Here is a 17533-nt window from a genome sequence, read left to right on the forward strand (position 1 = left end):
TCCTCACTTTACAATCCATTTTCTTTTGTATTCGGAGGCTGCTGTCATACACGGAAGCAGCTTCCTCCGATAAATTCCCGTATAATCGAGTTATTGGGAATAGTCTCACTGTTTACGCCCAGGAAGTAATCCAGGAACTTAAGCAGACGTTTGGCTTCCATATACTCTTCCGAATCCCTGGGGATTCCAAACAGAAGCGGTTCCGCATACTGCTTTAAAACCGCCAGCTCATATACCGTGGCGGAGTTAAACATCATGTCGGCAGACTCCTGAAACGGGAAGATATACTGCTCTTCCCCATGTCTCACCGTCGGCCACATACGGATCGTATCCTGAGCAGATGCGCCTCTCGTCCTGGCATCCCGGACCATACGCCGCAGCAGGCGGCAGTCCGTGGTGGGAATCCTGTTATGCTCGTCAACATTGAGCTGCGTCAGCGCGCTGACGTAAATGCGGAATTTGCTTTCCGCCGGAAGGGAATAGGACAGCCGGTCATTTAAGCAGTGGATTCCCTCGATTACCAGGATGTCGTCTCTGCCCAGCTTTAACATGTCTCCGTGGTATTCCCGCGTCCCTGTCTTGAAATTATAGCGCGGCATCTCGACAGTATCTCCGGCCAGAAGGGCCATCATATCCTTATTAAACTGTTCTACATCGAGGCACTCCAGCACCTCGTAGTTATAGCTTCCGTCCGGATTCTTAGGACTGTCTACCCGGTTGACAAAGTAATCATCCACGCCGATCGGATGGGGTATCATCCCCTGTGCCTTCAGCTGGATGGACAGCCTGTGGGAAAAGGAGGTCTTTCCGGAAGATGACGGGCCTGCGATCATGACGAACTTTTTATCCCGTTCATACGTGACCTTCTCCGCGATCTCCGCAATCTTCTTTTCCTGGAGAGCCTCCTGAATCAGGATCAGCCGGCTTATGTCTCCCTTCGCGATTACCTCGTTCAGTTCCCCGACATGGGAGACGTTCAGGCGCTCGCCCCATTTTACACTTTCCTTTAACACCTGGAAAAGCTTCTGTTTCTTCTCCGCCTCAAACGTTGGAACCTCCTTGGGATTGTCCTTCTGAGGGAGCATCAGCATGAAGCCGTCGTCGTATAAAACCAGATCAAAATACTTGATATATCCGGTATTCTGCACCATATAGCCGTAGTAGTAATCTTCGAAACCGCCGATGCTGTAGATGTTGACGCGGGATACGCGGCGGTAGCGGAACAGCCGTTCCTTGTCATACATGCGGTGTCTGTGAAACAGTTCAATCGCATCGTCCGTATTCTCACTCCGCTTCATGATGGGAATCTTCTCTTCCACGTACTCATGCATCCGGACCTTCACACGGTCAATCAGCTCTTCTGTCAGCGTAAAGCTTCCATGGGGTTCAATATAGTAGCCTTTCCCGAGGGAAAAATCCACTGTGACCTTCTCGATCTTCTCCGCTCCCACCACGTCGTAAAATGCTTTCAGCATCAGGAATGTAGCGCTTCTGTGGTACGTCTGGATTCCCGGCTGGTCCCTTCCTGTGAAAAATTCCAGCCTGCAGTCAAACTTTACCTTTTTATGAAGCTCCCGAAGCTTACCGTTGATCCGCACAAGCAGAATGTCGTCCTCGTACTGCGGCTGATATTCCTCCGCAATCTCTAAATACGTCATCCCGTTCGGATATTCTTTTGTTACATCACCGATTGTTACTAATGCCATCTGATACCTCCTTGCTGCAGTATTAGAGCACGGCTGCAGGAAATGCCGCCGCTGTTTTGTGGATCTCCAGGCTGTCTCCATACTCCCGTTCCAGGTAATCCCCCATAAATCCGATAAACAGATGCTCCAGTCCATAGTGTCCGGCATCCAGAATTGCCAGATGATTCGCCGCCGCATCGATGCCTTCATGATGCCCGATATCGCCTGTGATCAGGACTTCGGCGCCGGCCTTTTCCGCGTAGGCAATGGAGCTCTTTCCGGAGCCGGGGGCAATCGCCACACGCGTTACCGTCTCCTTCACCGCGTGTTCTCCGTAAACGGTAATAAACGGCAGACCGAACCGCTCCTTGACGAACAGGGCCAGTTCCTTTAATGTCATCGCATAAGGAAGCGCTCCCACCTTGCCGATACCATATGGAACAGGCTTTCCGTCGATCTCCATGGTGCCCATCACCTCCAGAACGTCCGGTTTCACAAGGCCCAGCCGTTCGGCGGCAATATCTGCCATACAGCCGGGAGCCGCGTCGAAATTGGTGTGCATGGCGTAATAATTCACATTATACTGGATTAACCCCATTACCCTGAGGGCAATGAAATCATCGTCATTGACCTTTTTAAGCGGTTTAAAAATAAGCGGATGGTGTGTGAGCAGAAGATCCGCCCGCATCCGAATGGCTTCCTCCACCACCTCGTCTGTGGCATCCAGTGCAATTAAGATCCTGTGAATCTCCTGCTCCTGCCATCCAACGAGCAGGCCCACATTATCCCAATCACAGGCGCAGGCAGACGGCGCCAGTGTCTCAAGCTTCTGTATCAATTCCAAGCATTTCATCTTGTGCCTCCTTGTTCCAGGCCAGCATGGTTTCCATCTCCCCGCGGCGCTTTAAGGCCGCCGGCGTATCGCTGTCCTTCAGTGTATCCAGAATCTGCTCCAGCTGTTCCCGTTCCTTCTTAAGAAATTCTGCAAGAACGGGACTCTTCTGCCGGATCAGCCGTCCTCCGTACAGGTAATGCGGCTCGGAGGTATAATCCCAGGAAACGCCGTCCCGCGTCACCCCCATCACCGTATAGTATTTTCCATCTTCCTTCATCATAGTCTCCCGAACAATGGAAAATGACTCTTTTTCCAGAAAACGGCGAACTTTATCCAGTTCCGACTGTGGGGAAAGGACCCAGTATCCGATAGTCTCCCACAGCCCCCGCCCTTCTTCCAGAATATGTATGATCAGTTCCCCGCCCATACCCGCGATCACAACGCAGTCCGCTTCCCCTGTTTCAAGCCCCGCCAGGCCATCGCTTAAGCGCACATCGATTCGGCTTCCGAGTCCAGCCTCAGCTACGTGGGCTCTGGCGCGTTCCAGCGGGCCTTTTCTCACATCCATGGCTACCGCGTGCTCCGCCTGACCTTCTCTGACTAAGTAAATGGGAACGTAACCGTGGTCCGTCCCTATATCAGCAATGTTGCTTCCTTTGGGAACAAAGGAAGCAACTGTTTCTAACCGTTTTGATAATTTCATATATACAGCTCCAATATCAGTCGTCTAAATAATCTTTCAGCTTTTTGCTGCGGCTTGGGTGACGGAGCTTCCGCAGGGCCTTGGCCTCGATCTGACGGATTCGCTCTCTCGTCACGTTGAACTCCCTGCCCACCTCTTCCAGCGTCCTCGGTCTTCCGTCGTCGAGACCGAACCGCAGGCGAAGCACCTTCTGCTCTCTCTCTGTCAGGGTGTCAAGGACCTCCATAAGCTGCTCGTGAAGCATGGTAAAGGTAGCCGCGTCCGCCGGGACCGCCACCTGATCGTCCTGAATAAAGTCACCCAAATGGCTGTCTTCCTCTTCACCGATCGGCGTCTCTAAGGATACCGGCTCCTGAGATACCTTCATGATCTCCCGCACCCGTTCCACCGGCATGTCCACTTTCAAAGCGACCTCTTCCGGCGACGGTTCTCTGCCCAGTTCCTGCAAAAGCTGCCTTGAAACCCGCACGAGACGGTTAATGGTTTCCACCATATGAACGGGAATCCGGATGGTACGGGCCTGGTCTGCAATCGCACGCGTGATCGCCTGACGAATCCACCAGGTCGCATAAGTACTGAATTTATAGCCCTTCCTGTAATCGAACTTTTCCACCGCCTTAATGAGTCCTAAATTCCCCTCCTGAATCAGATCAAGGAACTGCATGCCGCGTCCCACATACCGTTTGGCAATGCTGACGACCAGCCTTAAGTTGGCTTCCGTCAGCTTCTCCTTGGCCAATTCGTCTCCAAGCTCGATCTTCTTGGCCAGTTCAATCTCATCATCACTGGATAAAAGCGGAACCTTGCCGATCTCCTTTAAATACATGCGGACAGGGTCCTCAACGCTGACGCCCTCCGGAACAGAGAGATCGATGTGTTCCATATCGATTTCTTCCTCTTCCTCCAGCTCTTCCTCGATAAATAAATCGGGATCCAGCTCTAAGTCCTCGTCTTCATTGATCTGAAGAACGTCCACTTTATTTGTCTCCAGGAAATCATAGATCCGGTCCAGCTGGTCTGCATCCAGCGTAGTGCCAGTAAAGAAATCGAGCACTTCCTGATTTTCCAGAACATTTTTTTTCTTTTTCGCCAGCAGAAGCAGCTGATTTAACTTTTCCTCAAATGCAGCCAATTCTTCTGCGGCCCTCAGTTCTGCCTCCCTGGCCTCGTCCACCTTCTTTGATGATGACAGCTTCTCTGCCGTTCTCTTAACATTCTCGCCCATGTTCTTCCATCCTTCCACAGCTTGCCTATAGTGTTCACCCTAATCCAGTGAAATATGCAGATCTTTCAGCGCCGCCTGCTCCTTTATGATTCTCTGCAGCTCCTCGATCCCCGCTGCGTTGCGGCTGGCATAATCGAGGCTGTTCTTTTTCACCTTCATGATCGTTTCTGAAAATGCCTTCTTCTGTTCTTCATTATCCAGGGATTCTTTCAGGCTCGCATTAAAAAGTCCCGCAACCACCCGGTACTGTTCTTCATCGTTAATAAAATGATTCAGGATTTCTGCCGGATTCAAATTCCCGGCGGCGTGTCCGTCAAATACCATCTTGGCTACCTGATGGTACAGATCTTCAATAAAATCATCGGGAGTGATGATTCCCTCTATCTTGTCAAACAGGAACGGATTCTCGATCAGCCATGTGAGGAGAAGCCTCTGGGACTGATTTCTTCCGTCTTCCCTGTCCTTTTTCTTCTTTCCTGCAGTATTCTCTTCTTCCTCCCGCGGAGCCACCGGACCCAGTCTCGCTCCCATGCGGTTTACCAGACGCTTCAGGTCTTCGTAATTGATGAAAAATTCCCGCGACACGGCCTCTAAATAGTTCTCCCGTTCCAGGGCCTCCGGAAATTCACAGAGCTTCTTCGCCACCTGGTTATAGAACTCGGTCTTCTGCTCGGGGTCATCCATCTCGTAGTTTCTCTTTAAAACGTCGATTTCAAATAAAAAGCTGTTTCTCGCCTGCTCAATCCGTTCACGGAACGCTTCAGCCCCCATATTCTTGATGAACTCGTCGGGGTCTTTATGCGGCTGCATGTTCAGCACCCGGATGGACATGCCCACATCGCGCAGAATCGGAATCGCCCTCAGAGCCGCCTTCGTTCCCGCTCCGTCGCTGTCGTACGTTAAAACCACCTTATCCGTGTAGCGTTTTAGCAGCGCCGCATGCTGCGTCGTAAAGGCCGTTCCCAGGGACGCCACCGCATTGGTGAAGCCGGCCTGGTGCATGGCGATGACATCCATATAGCCTTCGCAGATTAATATGTATTTTTCCCTGGAAAGTCTTGCATAGTTGAGGCCGTATAGATTCCGGCTCTTATCGAACAGCTTCGTCTCCGGAGAGTTTAAGTATTTCGGTTCCCCTGCGCCCATCACGCGACCGCCGAAGCCGATGACACGGTTGTTCACATCCATGATGGGAAACATAACGCGGTTCCAGAACTTGTCATGGGCTCCGCGCTCCTCGATGGTGACCAGACCGGTCTCCTTTAAAATCTTGTCGTCGTATCCCTTTGCCCTTAAATACCGGTACAGATCGTCACTGGTCTTGTTGGCAAAGCCGAGTCCGAAGTGGCGTATGGTATCATCGGCCAGCTGCCTGTCCCTCAAATACCGGTACCCCACCTCGCCCTGCGGATTCGTGAGCTGGAAATAGTAATAATTTGCCGCCATGCGGTTAATCTCCAGCAGGGCCGTCCGTAAATCCGCGGCCTCTTTTGCTTCCTTGCTGTACTCCTGCTTCGGGAGCGCCACGCCGGCCCTGTCGGCCAGCATCTGAAGCGCTTCCATAAAGGAATAATTCTCATATTCCATTACAAACGTAATCACATTGCCTCCGGCGCCGCAGCCAAAACAGTAATACATCTGTTTGGAGGGCGACACGGAAAAGGAAGGTGATTTCTCATTGTGAAACGGGCAGAGTCCAAAGTAGTTGCTCCCCTTCTTCTGCAGCTTCACGTAACCTGAAATCACATCCACGATATCGTTTTTCATTCTGACTTCTTCTACTACTTCTTCCGGATATCGCATGAAATTTCACACCTCCCTGATTCCCTTAACTGTCAGATATCCTTCCAGGCCTTTGGGACGAACAGCTCTTCGAACTTGTCGATGGCGTAGCTGTCGCTCATCCCCGCTATGTAATCGCATACCACGCGTTCACGGTTTTCGTGGCGTACATCCATCAGATAGTGGTATTCCGCCGGGAGCTTATCCGTATGCTCCATATAATAGTTAAACAGCATCACAATGAGATGCTGCGCCTTTCCTTCCTCCGCCTTGGGTACGTCGCTCCGGTATACGTTCTCAAACATCCAGGTGCGAAGCCCCTGCATGGCTTCCTCCATGTGGGGGGACATGATAATCTCCGGTTTCTCATAGCTGTTTCGGATAATATCATGTATCAGGTTATTCAGGCGTTCCCGCACGCTGTGCCCGAGAATCTCCGTATAGTACTCCGGCAGATCTTCCTCCACAAACATCCTGGCGCGGATTGCATCATCGATATCGTGATTGATGTAGGCGATCTTATCGGAAAGCCGTACAATCTTTCCTTCCAGCGTGGATGGGCTTCCGCTCGTTCTGTGGTTTAGGATGCCGTCGCGCACTTCCCAGGTTAAATTAAGGCCTCTTCCATTCTTTTCCAGAACCTCCACAACCCGGACACTCTGCCGGTAGTGGGCAAAGCCTTCCGAACAGATCTTGTTCAGGACCGCTTCCCCTGAATGGCCGAAGGGCGTATGCCCGAGATCGTGCCCCAGTGCGATGGCCTCAGTCAGATCCTCGTTCATGCGCAGCGCCCTGGCAATGGTCCTTGCGATCTGAGATACTTCAAGGGTATGGGTAAGGCGCGTCCGGTAGTGGTCGCCTTCCGGCGCCAGAAAGACCTGCGTCTTATGCTTCAGCCTGCGAAATGTCTTACAGTGGATAATCCGGTCCCGGTCACGCTGATAGACGGGCCGTATATCACACGGTTCTTCCTCCCTTTCCCTTCCTCTCGAATTCCTGCTGAGTGAGGCGTAAGGGCTTAAAGCTTCTGCTTCCCAGGATTCCGTGGATTCCCTGATATTCATGTGTCACATCCTTTCAATTGGTTTGTTTCTCTCCTCGCTCCGTAATTTCACGAGTACACTGACGTGGCTTTATTCTGTTAAATAAATACCCAAAGTTATGTTACATTATATCATATTTTCAGTAACTTTAATACCCTATATTTAAACTTTTGGATTTTTGGGATTTTAGATTTTTACTTCCTGTTTTTGCAAAGAGGCGGCGGAGGACAGGGAAAGGGCGGATCATGCGATCCGCCCTTTCCCTGCTGCTTTCCTGCTGTTACAGTTACTTTAAATTATTAATGATTCTGCAGCCTCTCCGATTCCTTCACAGAAGGTTGGATGGGGCATGATGACGGCCGCCAGATCTTCAGCCGTCAAGCGTTTTGAAATGGCCAGTTCCAGTTCGCCGATCATATCGGTTGCTCTGGCGCACATCAGCTGGGCGCCCAGGATACGGCCGGTCTCCTTTTCGGAAACTATTTTTAAGAAGCCGCGGTCCTGCATGGACAGGACGGACTTACCATTTACGGACATGATGTATTTTCCTGTGACGGTATCGATGCCGGCGGCTTTTGCCTCGTCAGCGGTGAGGCCTGCGCAGGCGATCTCCGGATCGGTGTACACGCAGGAGGGAATGACGGTCATGTCTTTTCCCTTCAGCTCCGGGAACATGGCGGAAGCTGCCTGACAGCCCTCTGCCGTAGCCACGTGGGCAAGGCAGACGCCTCCGATAAGGTCTCCAACGGCGTAAATGCCGGGTACCGAGGTTTCATAGCGCTCGTTTACCAGGACACGGCCCCGCTCCATTTCGATGCGTTCCTGCATGTCTTCCGAGAACAGACCGCGGCTTAATGGACGGCGGCCGACGGCTGACAGAATCAGCGCGGCCGGGGCTTCATAAGTTCTTTCTTTTTCCGTATAGCGGCAGAGATACGTTCCGTCTCCCATCTTTTCGACGGAGGAAACCGTAGCTCCGGTATGAATGTCTACGCCGCGTTTTTTCATAATCATCTTTAAATTCTGGGAAATCTCCTTGTCCATACCGGGCAGGATCTTATCCATGGCTTCCAGTACCGTGACCTGACATCCCAGGTCGTTATAGACAGTAGCGAACTCCATTCCGATGACTCCGCCGCCAATGATCACGAGGCGGTCCGGAACACACTCCTCCTCCAGCATCTGGGTGCTGTTTTTCACGCCTGGTAAGTCCATGCCCGGAATGGGAAGGGACGAAGGCTCGGAGCCTGCTGCCAGCAGAATATAATCTGCGGTTACTTCTTCCTCACCCGGCATTACTTTCACTAAGTGTTCTCCGCACACTACGCCGGTACCCCGGTATAGATCGACCTTTGCGGCGGCCAGCTGCTTCTCGATGCCGGCACGCAATTCTTCCACCACGGCGTCTTTGCGTTTCTTCAGTTCCTCCATGGATACGCGCAGGCCTTCCGTATGGAGGCCGGCGGCCTCTGTCTTCTTCACCTCCCGGTAAAGGCCGGTGGTGTGGAGATACGTTTTCGTAGGAATGCATCCGCAGTTTAAACAGGTGCCTCCCACATGGGACCGTTCGATCACGGCCGTTCTTTTTCCCGCCTTCGACGCGTAAAGGGCCGTCATATAGCCGCCTGGCCCCGCGCCGATTACGACGAGATCATAATGTTTTTCCATCCAATCCTCCTGTTCTCTCAGGCGCGTCTGCGAATCGACGGCACAGCAGACACTACATCATATCGCAGACCAGATCCTGTAAATCCTGCCGCATCGCCTCCTGAACCGGAGTGCCGCAGGACAGGGCTGAAAAACGATCTGCTGCTGCCTTTCTGTTCCAGATCATGCCGGTCAGAATCTCTTCCGCGGCTTTGATAAAGTCCGTATCCAGGGCGTCGGACCAGATCTTTCCTTCCTGGACACGCCCCTCTTCCACATGAACCAGCACCTGGGCCTCCCCCCAGGAAAAACGGGCGGCGGCTTCGTCGCTGAACGGGATCTTCCTGCCGTATTTCCACTCCCAGGAGGCAAACCGCTCCGTCCGCTCCCTTACCTCGTCTTCGCAAAGCCGCTCCGGGGGAAATGGGCCTACAGGAAGGCCGTAGACCTCGCCGAAGCTTTCCTCCAGGCTGTCTCTCATGCGTCTAACCGTCAGATCCGGCACGAATTCTATCAAATTGGCCACGCGGCTTTTGACGGAATCCACGCTTTTGGATTTCAGTTTTTCCCTGGAAACGTTTAGATAGCGGGCCATCTCTTCTTTGTCCACGGAGAGCAGAATCGTCCCGTGATGATAGCAGAGGTCCCCGGTCTCGTAGTATGCGTTGCCGGAAAATTTGCGGCCATCCACTGTGATATCATTGCGGCCGGTCCGTTCCGCGTTTACACCCAGCTTCCCCGCCGCCCTTAAGATGACTTCCGTCTGGTTTGTGACATCGTAGTTATCTTTTCTTGTGATGAAGGTAAAATTTAAATTTCCCAGGTCGTGGAACACGGCGCCGCCTCCCGACAGCCGTCTCACCAGATGACCTCCGGCGGCCTCCAGTTCCTCTCTGCGGCACTCCTTCCATGCGTTCTGATTCCTGCCTATGACCACGGTTTTTTCATTCTGCCACAGGTAGAGAATGCATTCCTCTTCTTCCACATGGTAAAGCAAATACTCCTCCATGCCGAAATTGGGATAGGGGTATGACCCCGGCCCCAGGGCCAGGGTCAGTCGGCGGATCACGCCTCTTCCCCCTCTGCGATTTCCTCCCCGAATGCGTAATGCAGCTTTGGATTTCTGGCCGCATTTACTTCATCCAGGCGCTTCACCATGGTGATGTGGGGGGAGCTCCGGATATATTCGGGATCACGCTTCGCCGTCTCATAGATCTCGTGGAACACGGCGATCAGTTCATCTAAGTTCTCCTTTGATTCCGTCTCCGTCGGCTCCACCATCAGGGCCTCGTGGACAATCAGCGGGAAGTACATGGTCGGCGGATGGATTCCATGATCTAAAAGGGCCTTGGCGATATCCATGGCCGTCACGTCCATCTCTTCCTTTTCCTGCTCCAGACTCATGACGAACTCATGCATGCACGTCTGTTTAAACGGCATATGGTAATAGTCTGACAGCTTTACCCTGACGTAATTGGCATTTAACACCGCGTTTTTACAGGCGTCGGCAATGCCGTCGGGGCCCAGCGTCAACACGTAAGAGAGCGCCTTCACCACCACCAGGAAGTTTCCGTAGAATTCCTTAACCATGCCGATGGATTTTTCATAGGGCTCCATGCAAAGCGCGCCGTCCCGTTCCACCACCTTCTGTCCCGGCAGGAACGGTTCCAGGAAACGCTTGCAGCCCACCGGACCGCTTCCGGGTCCGCCGCCGCCGTGAGGCGTGGAAAATGTCTTGTGCAGATTCAAATGAACCACGTCAAAGCCCATATCTCCCGGCCGTGTGATTCCCATTACCGCATTTAAGTTCGCTCCGTCGTAATAGCAGAGGCCGCCTGCATCGTGGACGATCTTTGTGATCTCCAGAATGTTGGGATCAAAGAGTCCCACTGTATTGGGATTCGTCAGCATGAGGCCTGCCGTGTCTTCTCCGACAGCACCCCGAAGCTTCTCTAAATCCACAAGTCCGTCGGCTGTGGATGGAATATTGATTACCTTGTAGCCGGCCATGGTTGCACTGGCCGGATTCGTCCCATGGGCGGAGTCCGGAACAATGATCTTCGTCCGTTTCTCATCCCCGCGGCTCTCGTGCCAGGCACGAATCAGCAGAAGTCCCGTGAATTCGCCGTGGGCGCCGGCCGCAGGCTGGAACGTCATGCTGTCCATTCCTGTTATCTCACAGAATATTTCCTCCGATGTCTTTAAGACCTCCAAGGCGCCCTGAACGGTGGTTTCTGGCTGCAGCGGATGAATTCCTGTAAATCCGGGGAGCCCGGCGATCTCATCATTGATCTTTGGATTGTATTTCATGGTACAGGAACCAAGGGGATAACAGCCGTCGTTGACACCGTGGGTCGCTTTGGCCAGTTCCGTATAATGGCGGCTTATGTCATTTTCAGATACCTCGGGAAGGCGCAGCGGAAGCGCTCTTGTGCACTCCGGCATCACATAAGGCACGTCGGAGGGCGGCAGAATCTGGCAGTGACGTCCGTTTACACTTCGTTCAAATATCAGTTTCATGCGCAGCACACCTCCTTTACGAGATCGGCCAGACGGTCCATCTCCTCCTTCGTATTCATCTCCGTGGTACACCAGAGCATGCGTCCGCCTGGCAGAGGCAGACCGCCTAAGTAACCTTCTTCCTCCAGTTTGGCGGACAACCGCGCTGTATCTGCCGGGCAGTCTGTCACGAACTCGTGGAAAAATGGCTTGTCATAGACCGGACTTAAACCGGCTGCTCTTAGCTTTTCTCTTAAATAATGGGCTTTCGAGGTGCACTGGAGCGCCGCCTCCCGAAGTCCCTCCGGCCCCATGGCCGATAAATAGACCGAGGCTGTCAGCGCGCAGAGCGCCTGGTTGGAACAGATGTTGCTGCTGGCTTTTTCCCGGCGGATGTGCTGTTCTCTCGCCTGAAGCGTCAGGACAAAGCCCCTCTTTCCGTCGGAATCAACCGTTTCCCCCACGATACGTCCGGGCAGCTTCCTCATCATATCCCGCGTGGTCGCCATAAATCCCAGGTAAGGACCGCCAAATGCCATCGGAAGCCCCAGCGGCTGTCCCTCTCCCACCGCAATATCGGCGCCGCATTCGGCCGGGGTCTGTAAAACCGCCATGGAGATGGGATTACAGCCGGCAATCAGCTTGGCTCCGGCTCCGTGAACCAGTTCCGCCATGGCCGTGACATCCTCCAGAATCCCATAGTAATTGGGCTGCTGTACATAGAAACAGGCCGTCGTCTCATCAAGCATCTCCTTAAGCGCCTCCAAATCAACGCTTCCGTCCTTTGAAGGAACCAGTTCCACGTGGGCGCCTCTGCCGTGGCAGTACGTCTCCATGGCCGCCAGCACATCCGGATTAGCCGTGTCCGCCGCCAGGACTCTGACTCTCTTCCGTTCCCGGCACATGAATACACTCTCCGCGGCGGCTGAAGCTCCATCGTAGACCGACGCGTTGGCCGCGTCCATGCCGGTCAGTTCACAGATCATGGTCTGGTACTCGAAGATAGCCTGTAAATTTCCCTGGCTGATCTCCGCCTGATACGGCGTATAGGCGGTGACAAACTCTTCTTTGGAGACCACTTCCTTAACTATGGCCGATATGTAGTGGCGGTACGCCCCCGCTCCGCGGAACACGTGGTCAAACACACGGTTTTTTCCCGCCAAAGACTCCATCTGCCTGCGCAGTTCAAGCTCTGATTTACCCTCCGGTATGGAGAGCCGCCCCTTTAACTTCACTGAATCCGGCACACAGCCGAACAGATCATCGTAATCTTTATAACCGATTTCATCGAGCATCGCCTTCTGCTGATGATCGGTACTGGATAAGTAAGACCCCATTTGCATTCTCCTTTTGCCATCTTAGAACTGCATCTAACGTTCTTATTCTTTGACGAACTCCTCGTATTCCTCCGCACTCATCAGCTCTTCCTGATCCCCAATATCGGATACACGGATCATCCATGCACCGTACGGATCGGAATTGATGCTTTCCGGACTGTCCAGCAAGTCTTCGTTTATTTCCGCAACCACGCCGGTGATCGGGGAATAGACATCGGAAACTGCCTTTACGGACTCCACATCGCCGAACGCCTCGCCTGCCGTCACCTCATCCTCCGGCTCAGGAAGATTAACGAATACGAGATCTCCCATCTGATCCTGTGCATAGTCTGTCATACCGATTCTGGCTGAGCCATCCTCTAAAAATTCGACCCACTCGTGAGATTTTGCATACTTTAAATTTTCTGGATATGTCATTGTTTTTTCCTCCATATTATAATTTATATTTTCGTGGAATATCTATTTCGTTCTTTTGTAGAAAGGAAGTGGAACTACCTCTGCTTCGATCCGGCGCCCTCTTACGTCCGCCTCTGCCTTCGTACCGGGCACTGCATACTCTTTCTTTACCAAAGCCATGGCAACCGGGCATTTTAAGTAAGGAACGTGGGTTCCCGATGTAGTGATACCGATCTCTTCCCCATTCGCATAGACGGTCTCATGTTCCCGGATAATGCCCCGGCCGGTCACCTTTAAGCCGACTCTCACCCGTGTGGGTTCTCCCTTTGCTTCGATGGCCGCTTTTCCGATAAAGTCTTCCTTCTTCATCTTCACCGCAAAGGAGAGTCCCGTCTCCAGCGGAGTAATGGTGTCATCCATCTCGTGGCCGTATAATGGCATGGCCGCTTCCAGTCTCAGCGTGTCTCTGGCTCCCAGTCCGCAGGGAATCAGACCTTCCTCTTTTCCCGCCTCCATCAGTGCCTCAAAAAGCTCCGGCGCCTTCCCGGCATCCATGTAAAGTTCGTATCCGTCTTCCCCGGTATAACCGGTCTTCGATACGATGCAGCGGATTCCTGCCACCGCACGGTCTATAAGGCAGGTGTAATATTTTACCGGCAGATTCTCTTTATCTGTCAGTTTTAGCAGAATCTCTTCCGCCTTCGGGCCCTGAAGCGCCAGCTGGCCGACTCCCGCCGATATATCCTTCAGCTCGGCGCCGGGGAGCTTATGGGCCATCATCCATGCGAAGTCCTTGTCTTTGTTGGATGCGTTCACCACGATAAAATAGTGATTGTCTCTGATCTTGTAAACGATCAGGTCATCCACCACGCCGCCCTCCTCATTGCACATGGGGCTGTATCTGGCCTGGCCGTCCACCATGCTGGTAAAATCATTGGTCAGCAGATGGTTTAAATTGTCGAGCGCCGCTTCGCCCTCACACAGGATCTCCCCCATATGGGACACGTCGAACAGCCCGCAGGCCGTCCTAACCGCCATGTGCTCCGCGATCACTCCGGTCCCGTACTGCACCGGCAGAAGAAATCCGGCAAACGGCACCATCTTTCCCCCGTACTTTACATGAGTATCATATAAAGTTGTCTTACATTCCATGTTTCCCTACCTCCAATCAAGATCGTTAAATTTTGGACATAAAAAAGGCATACAACAAGAAATAAGAATTGTCATATGCCCCGTCTTCGTACCTGAAAGATTACCTTCAGCCGTCGCCGTTCCTTTTCTGATCCAGTCCACGGCTGCTGTGTCCGGTCTGAGGAACATACGGCTGGAAAGCTGCCTCGTCGGTGGTGTCCATCACCTTTCCAGAGTTTCGTCCAAATCCGGTCCTTTTGCCTGAGAGTTTTTCTCACCTTCGGCTCCGCCAGTTAAGGCGGTCTCTCCCGAACTCTTCATCCGAATATTCAATTTACGAGTAAAGTATAACATGTATGGCAGGGAGCCGCAAGCGATTTTTGTGCATATTTTACGATTCCGGGGATGACTTCTCTCACCGGTTATGGTAAAATAAAGCCATGAAACGAAAGGGGACTTCTGCAAATGAACAAAAGCAAAACCTTCAGCTACGAATACGATGAATATGAAGACGGGACAAAGGGAGCCCACACTCTGATTGATGATCTTCTTGCCGACCCTGATTTTTCCGGACTGACTGAGCTTTCCATAGGAAACTGGGGCGACTGCTGGGAGGAAAGCTGCCAGCCAATCATCGACGGAATTATTTCACATGCGAAAGAATTTTCCCATATCCGCAGCCTCTTTATCGGAGATATGGATTTCGAGGAGTGCGAGGTATCCTGGATCATTCAGGGCAACTATGGCGGCTTATGGGCGGCGCTTCCGGAGCTGACGGAGCTGACCATCAAGGGAAGCACCGATCTGGAGCTGGGCGCAGTCTCTCATGAGAAACTGGAATCGCTCACCATCATCTGCGGCGGACTTCCGAATTCTGTCATCGAGTCCGTGAAAAATGCGCGGCTGCCCGGCTTAAAAAAGCTGATTCTCTACATAGGAAGCGATAATTACGGCTTTGAGGGCGACTGTGAGACCATCCGCTCTCTGCTTGACACCATGGACTTTCCGAAACTGGAGTATTTAGGGATTGTCGACAGTGAGATGCAGGATGAGATGACGGAAACCGTACTGGGGTGCCGCTATATGGACCAGATCCACACACTGGACTTGTCCTGCGGGACTCTGTCTGACAAGGGAGGGGCCCTTTTACTTGAAGCGCTGCCCGCGCATCCCAATATCCAGAAACTGGATGCCCACTACCATTACTTAAGCACCGGGATGATGCAGCGTCTGGCCGCGCTTCCGATCGAGACGGAGCTGTCCGAACAGAATAAACCGGATAACTACCGCGGCGAGGTCTGGATGAACGCCATGCTGACAGAATGAGAACCGTGGTGCTGCTGGGAAACCGTGACACGAAGCGAACCATCTACTTTGAAAAGGCGGCCCGCCAAAACGGACTGCCCTTTCTGTTTCTGGAGTGGGAGGAATGGAGGCGCTGCGGTTTTCCCGCTGACAGCGAACTGTTTGTAAAGATCGATCCTCCGGTCTGGACCGATGGCCATCTCTCCGGCCTCAATGATCTGGTCGCTTCCTACCGCAGTGATTTGAGGGCGTTGGAAAAGGAGGCATCAGTCTCCCAATTCTTAAATCCGCCTCGCACGCTCATGGAGCTTCTCGACAAGACCGGCTGCAAGCAGGCATTAAAGGAGGCCGGTCTTCCCATTACCCAAAGCCTGGGAGAAGGCATCGGGGACAGCGAAGCGCTTCTCTCCCGCATGAAGGATATGCGGATATTATCGGTCTTTATCAAACCGGTATCAGGATCCGGCGCGGCCGGGGTCACGGCATTTCGCTTCCAGCCAAAGACCGGACGCATGGCCGCCTACTCCTGCGCCGCCTTCGATCAGGCAGCATTAAAGCCGGAGCGTTCCTCTGCTTTCCGACCTCCGCTTATCAATACGAAGAGACTTCACACCATCACGGACCCTGCAGAAATCCTGGATTTTTTAGACAGTCTGCTCTCCCTCGGATGTATTGTGGAACGGTGGTACCCGAAGGCGGACTTTCAGGGATTTTCCTACGACTTGAGAGCGGTCTGCCAGGATGGAGCCCTCGATTTTCTGCTGGCACGGCTGTCGAAAGGGCCTGTCACCAATCTCCATTTAAACAATCACCCGCTGGATGCCTCCCGGCTGGCGCTGCCGGAAGACGTCACTTCAACTATAAAAGAGCTATGCCGGAGGGCCTGCTGCTGTTACCCCGGCCTTCGCAGCGCCGGGATCGATATTCTCCTGGAAAAAGGCAGCTTAAAGCCACGGATCATCGAGATGAACGGACAGGGCGACCTGCTTTACCAGGATATTTATGACAAGAATGAAATTTACAGCCACCAGGTCAGGATGATGAAGGCATGGCTGGAGCAGGGAGGTACTTTATGAGCGATGAAGCACTGCACGAGGTCCCGGCCGGCTTATTCGGCCGGACACTGAACGCCGGGCAGCCGGATATCGATATGAATAAAATCGCAGGCAGCCATGACATCCTTTTTATCTGCCTCGACACCCTGCGCTACGATGTGGCCGCAGAGGAGGAAGCAAAGGGCACGACACCGGTACTGAACCGGTATGGCACCTGGGAGAAATGCCAGGCTCCCGGCAATTTCACTTATCCCTCTCACCACGCCATGTTCGCCGGATTTCTGCCCTGCCGTTATGAGGCCAAAAGCATCGCTGACCGGCAGCCGCTCTTCTTCCCGGTAAACGCGGGTATGGGAAAGAAAGCGCCCGCCGGCGCCTTTGGATTTTCCGGGGCGACCATCATGGAAGGGCTGGAGAAGGCCGGCTACGACACCTGGTGCGTGGGCGGTGTGGCATTTTTCGACAAACGCTCCGACCTGGGCCGGGTATTTCCCGGATATTTCCGCCGCAGCTACTGGAATCCTTCCTTTGCCTGTCCCGTCAAGGACAGCACCCGCAATCAGGTGGATTTTCTCTTAAAGAAGATCGAAAAAGCGGACAGGGACATTCCGGTTTTTCTCTATTTGAATATCGACGCTATCCATTACCCCAATTACTTTTATCTGGACGGCGCCGTTCATGACAGCATTGAGAGCCACGGCGCAGCTCTGCGCTATGTGGATGGCCAGCTGGGTCGGCTGTTTGAATGCTGGAAGGCGGTGCGGGGCAGCACCTTTGTGATCTGCTGTTCCGATCATGGAACGTGTTACGGGGAAGACGGCTGCCAGTTTCACGGCATCAATCACCCGGCTGTAACCACGGTTCCCTATAAGCATTTTACCCTTTAAGGT

General features: G+C 53.0%; 15 protein-coding genes and 1 riboswitch. Of the genes, 3 read left to right on the forward strand and 12 right to left on the reverse strand.

What is annotated here, in order from left to right:
* Positions 1 to 44: 44 nt before the first annotated feature.
* From DFR60_RS18520 to gcvT, 12 genes are all read right to left on the reverse strand, one after another.
* Positions 45 to 1706: a nucleoside kinase gene (locus DFR60_RS18520; RefSeq protein ID WP_110324232.1), complete on the reverse strand. Its 1662-nt coding sequence runs from the start codon at positions 1704 to 1706 to the stop codon at positions 45 to 47.
* Between the two features lie 22 nt (positions 1707 to 1728).
* Positions 1729 to 2538 carry a Nif3-like dinuclear metal center hexameric protein gene (locus DFR60_RS18525; protein WP_110324233.1) on the reverse strand — a complete coding sequence of 270 codons (810 nt, stop codon included), beginning with the start codon at positions 2536 to 2538 and terminating at the stop codon, positions 1729 to 1731.
* Positions 2507 to 3223 (reverse strand): tRNA (adenine(22)-N(1))-methyltransferase, encoded by a 717-nt coding sequence (locus tag DFR60_RS18530; protein ID WP_110324234.1) that lies wholly within the window; start codon positions 3221 to 3223, stop codon positions 2507 to 2509. The genes DFR60_RS18525 and DFR60_RS18530 overlap by 32 nt, the downstream gene beginning before the upstream one ends.
* Before the next feature lie 16 nt (positions 3224 to 3239).
* Positions 3240 to 4448, reverse strand: a complete 1209-nt coding sequence (gene rpoD / locus DFR60_RS18535; RefSeq protein WP_243005117.1) for an RNA polymerase sigma factor RpoD — start codon at positions 4446 to 4448, stop codon at positions 3240 to 3242.
* 39 nt (positions 4449 to 4487) lie between these two features.
* Positions 4488 to 6251, reverse strand: coding sequence for a DNA primase (gene dnaG, locus DFR60_RS18540; protein WP_002603856.1), 1764 nt, complete (start codon positions 6249 to 6251; stop codon positions 4488 to 4490).
* Between the two features lie 32 nt (positions 6252 to 6283).
* Positions 6284 to 7294 (reverse strand): deoxyguanosinetriphosphate triphosphohydrolase, encoded by a 1011-nt coding sequence (locus DFR60_RS18545; protein ID WP_110324235.1) that lies wholly within the window; start codon positions 7292 to 7294, stop codon positions 6284 to 6286.
* 270 nt (positions 7295 to 7564) lie between these two features.
* The gene (lpdA, locus tag DFR60_RS18550) at positions 7565 to 8941 is read right to left on the reverse strand and encodes a dihydrolipoyl dehydrogenase (RefSeq protein WP_110324236.1); all 1377 of its coding nucleotides are present in this window, start codon (positions 8939 to 8941) and stop codon (positions 7565 to 7567) included.
* Between the two features lie 52 nt (positions 8942 to 8993).
* On the reverse strand, positions 8994 to 9989 hold the full coding sequence (lplA, locus tag DFR60_RS18555) for a lipoate--protein ligase (protein ID WP_110324237.1): 996 nt from the start codon (positions 9987 to 9989) through the stop codon (positions 8994 to 8996).
* On the reverse strand, positions 9986 to 11440 hold the full coding sequence (gcvPB, locus tag DFR60_RS18560) for an aminomethyl-transferring glycine dehydrogenase subunit GcvPB (protein ID WP_110324238.1): 1455 nt from the start codon (positions 11438 to 11440) through the stop codon (positions 9986 to 9988). Before gcvPB ends, lplA begins: the two co-directional genes overlap by 4 nt.
* Positions 11437 to 12756, reverse strand: a complete 1320-nt coding sequence (gene gcvPA / locus DFR60_RS18565) for an aminomethyl-transferring glycine dehydrogenase subunit GcvPA (protein WP_110324239.1) — start codon at positions 12754 to 12756, stop codon at positions 11437 to 11439. The genes gcvPB and gcvPA overlap by 4 nt, the downstream gene beginning before the upstream one ends.
* Positions 12757 to 12798: 42 nt before the next feature.
* Positions 12799 to 13173, reverse strand: a complete 375-nt coding sequence (gene gcvH / locus DFR60_RS18570; protein WP_025529246.1) for a glycine cleavage system protein GcvH — start codon at positions 13171 to 13173, stop codon at positions 12799 to 12801.
* A 42-nt stretch (positions 13174 to 13215) separates the two neighbouring features.
* On the reverse strand, positions 13216 to 14304 hold the full coding sequence (gene gcvT, locus DFR60_RS18575; RefSeq protein WP_110324240.1) for a glycine cleavage system aminomethyltransferase GcvT: 1089 nt from the start codon (positions 14302 to 14304) through the stop codon (positions 13216 to 13218).
* A gap of 218 nt (positions 14305 to 14522) precedes the next feature.
* Positions 14523 to 14604: riboswitch (glycine riboswitch) on the reverse strand.
* Between the two features lie 144 nt (positions 14605 to 14748).
* Here gcvT and DFR60_RS18580 point away from each other — a divergent pair.
* The 3 genes from DFR60_RS18580 to DFR60_RS18590 are packed head-to-tail and all read left to right on the forward strand — an operon-like array spanning position 14749 to position 17530.
* Positions 14749 to 15609 (forward strand): STM4015 family protein, encoded by an 861-nt coding sequence (locus DFR60_RS18580; RefSeq protein ID WP_110324241.1) that lies wholly within the window; start codon positions 14749 to 14751, stop codon positions 15607 to 15609.
* Between the two features lie 8 nt (positions 15610 to 15617).
* On the forward strand, positions 15618 to 16664 hold the full coding sequence (locus DFR60_RS18585; RefSeq protein WP_341457976.1) for an STM4014 family protein: 1047 nt from the start codon (positions 15618 to 15620) through the stop codon (positions 16662 to 16664).
* A complete protein-coding gene (locus DFR60_RS18590) occupies positions 16661 to 17530 on the forward strand; it encodes an STM4013/SEN3800 family hydrolase (RefSeq protein ID WP_110324243.1) in 870 nt (289 codons plus the stop codon). Before DFR60_RS18585 ends, DFR60_RS18590 begins: the two co-directional genes overlap by 4 nt.
* Positions 17531 to 17533 lie beyond the last annotated feature (3 nt).

The sequence above is a fragment of the Hungatella effluvii genome (assembly GCF_003201875.1).
Lineage (GTDB): Bacteria > Bacillota > Clostridia > Lachnospirales > Lachnospiraceae > Hungatella > Hungatella effluvii.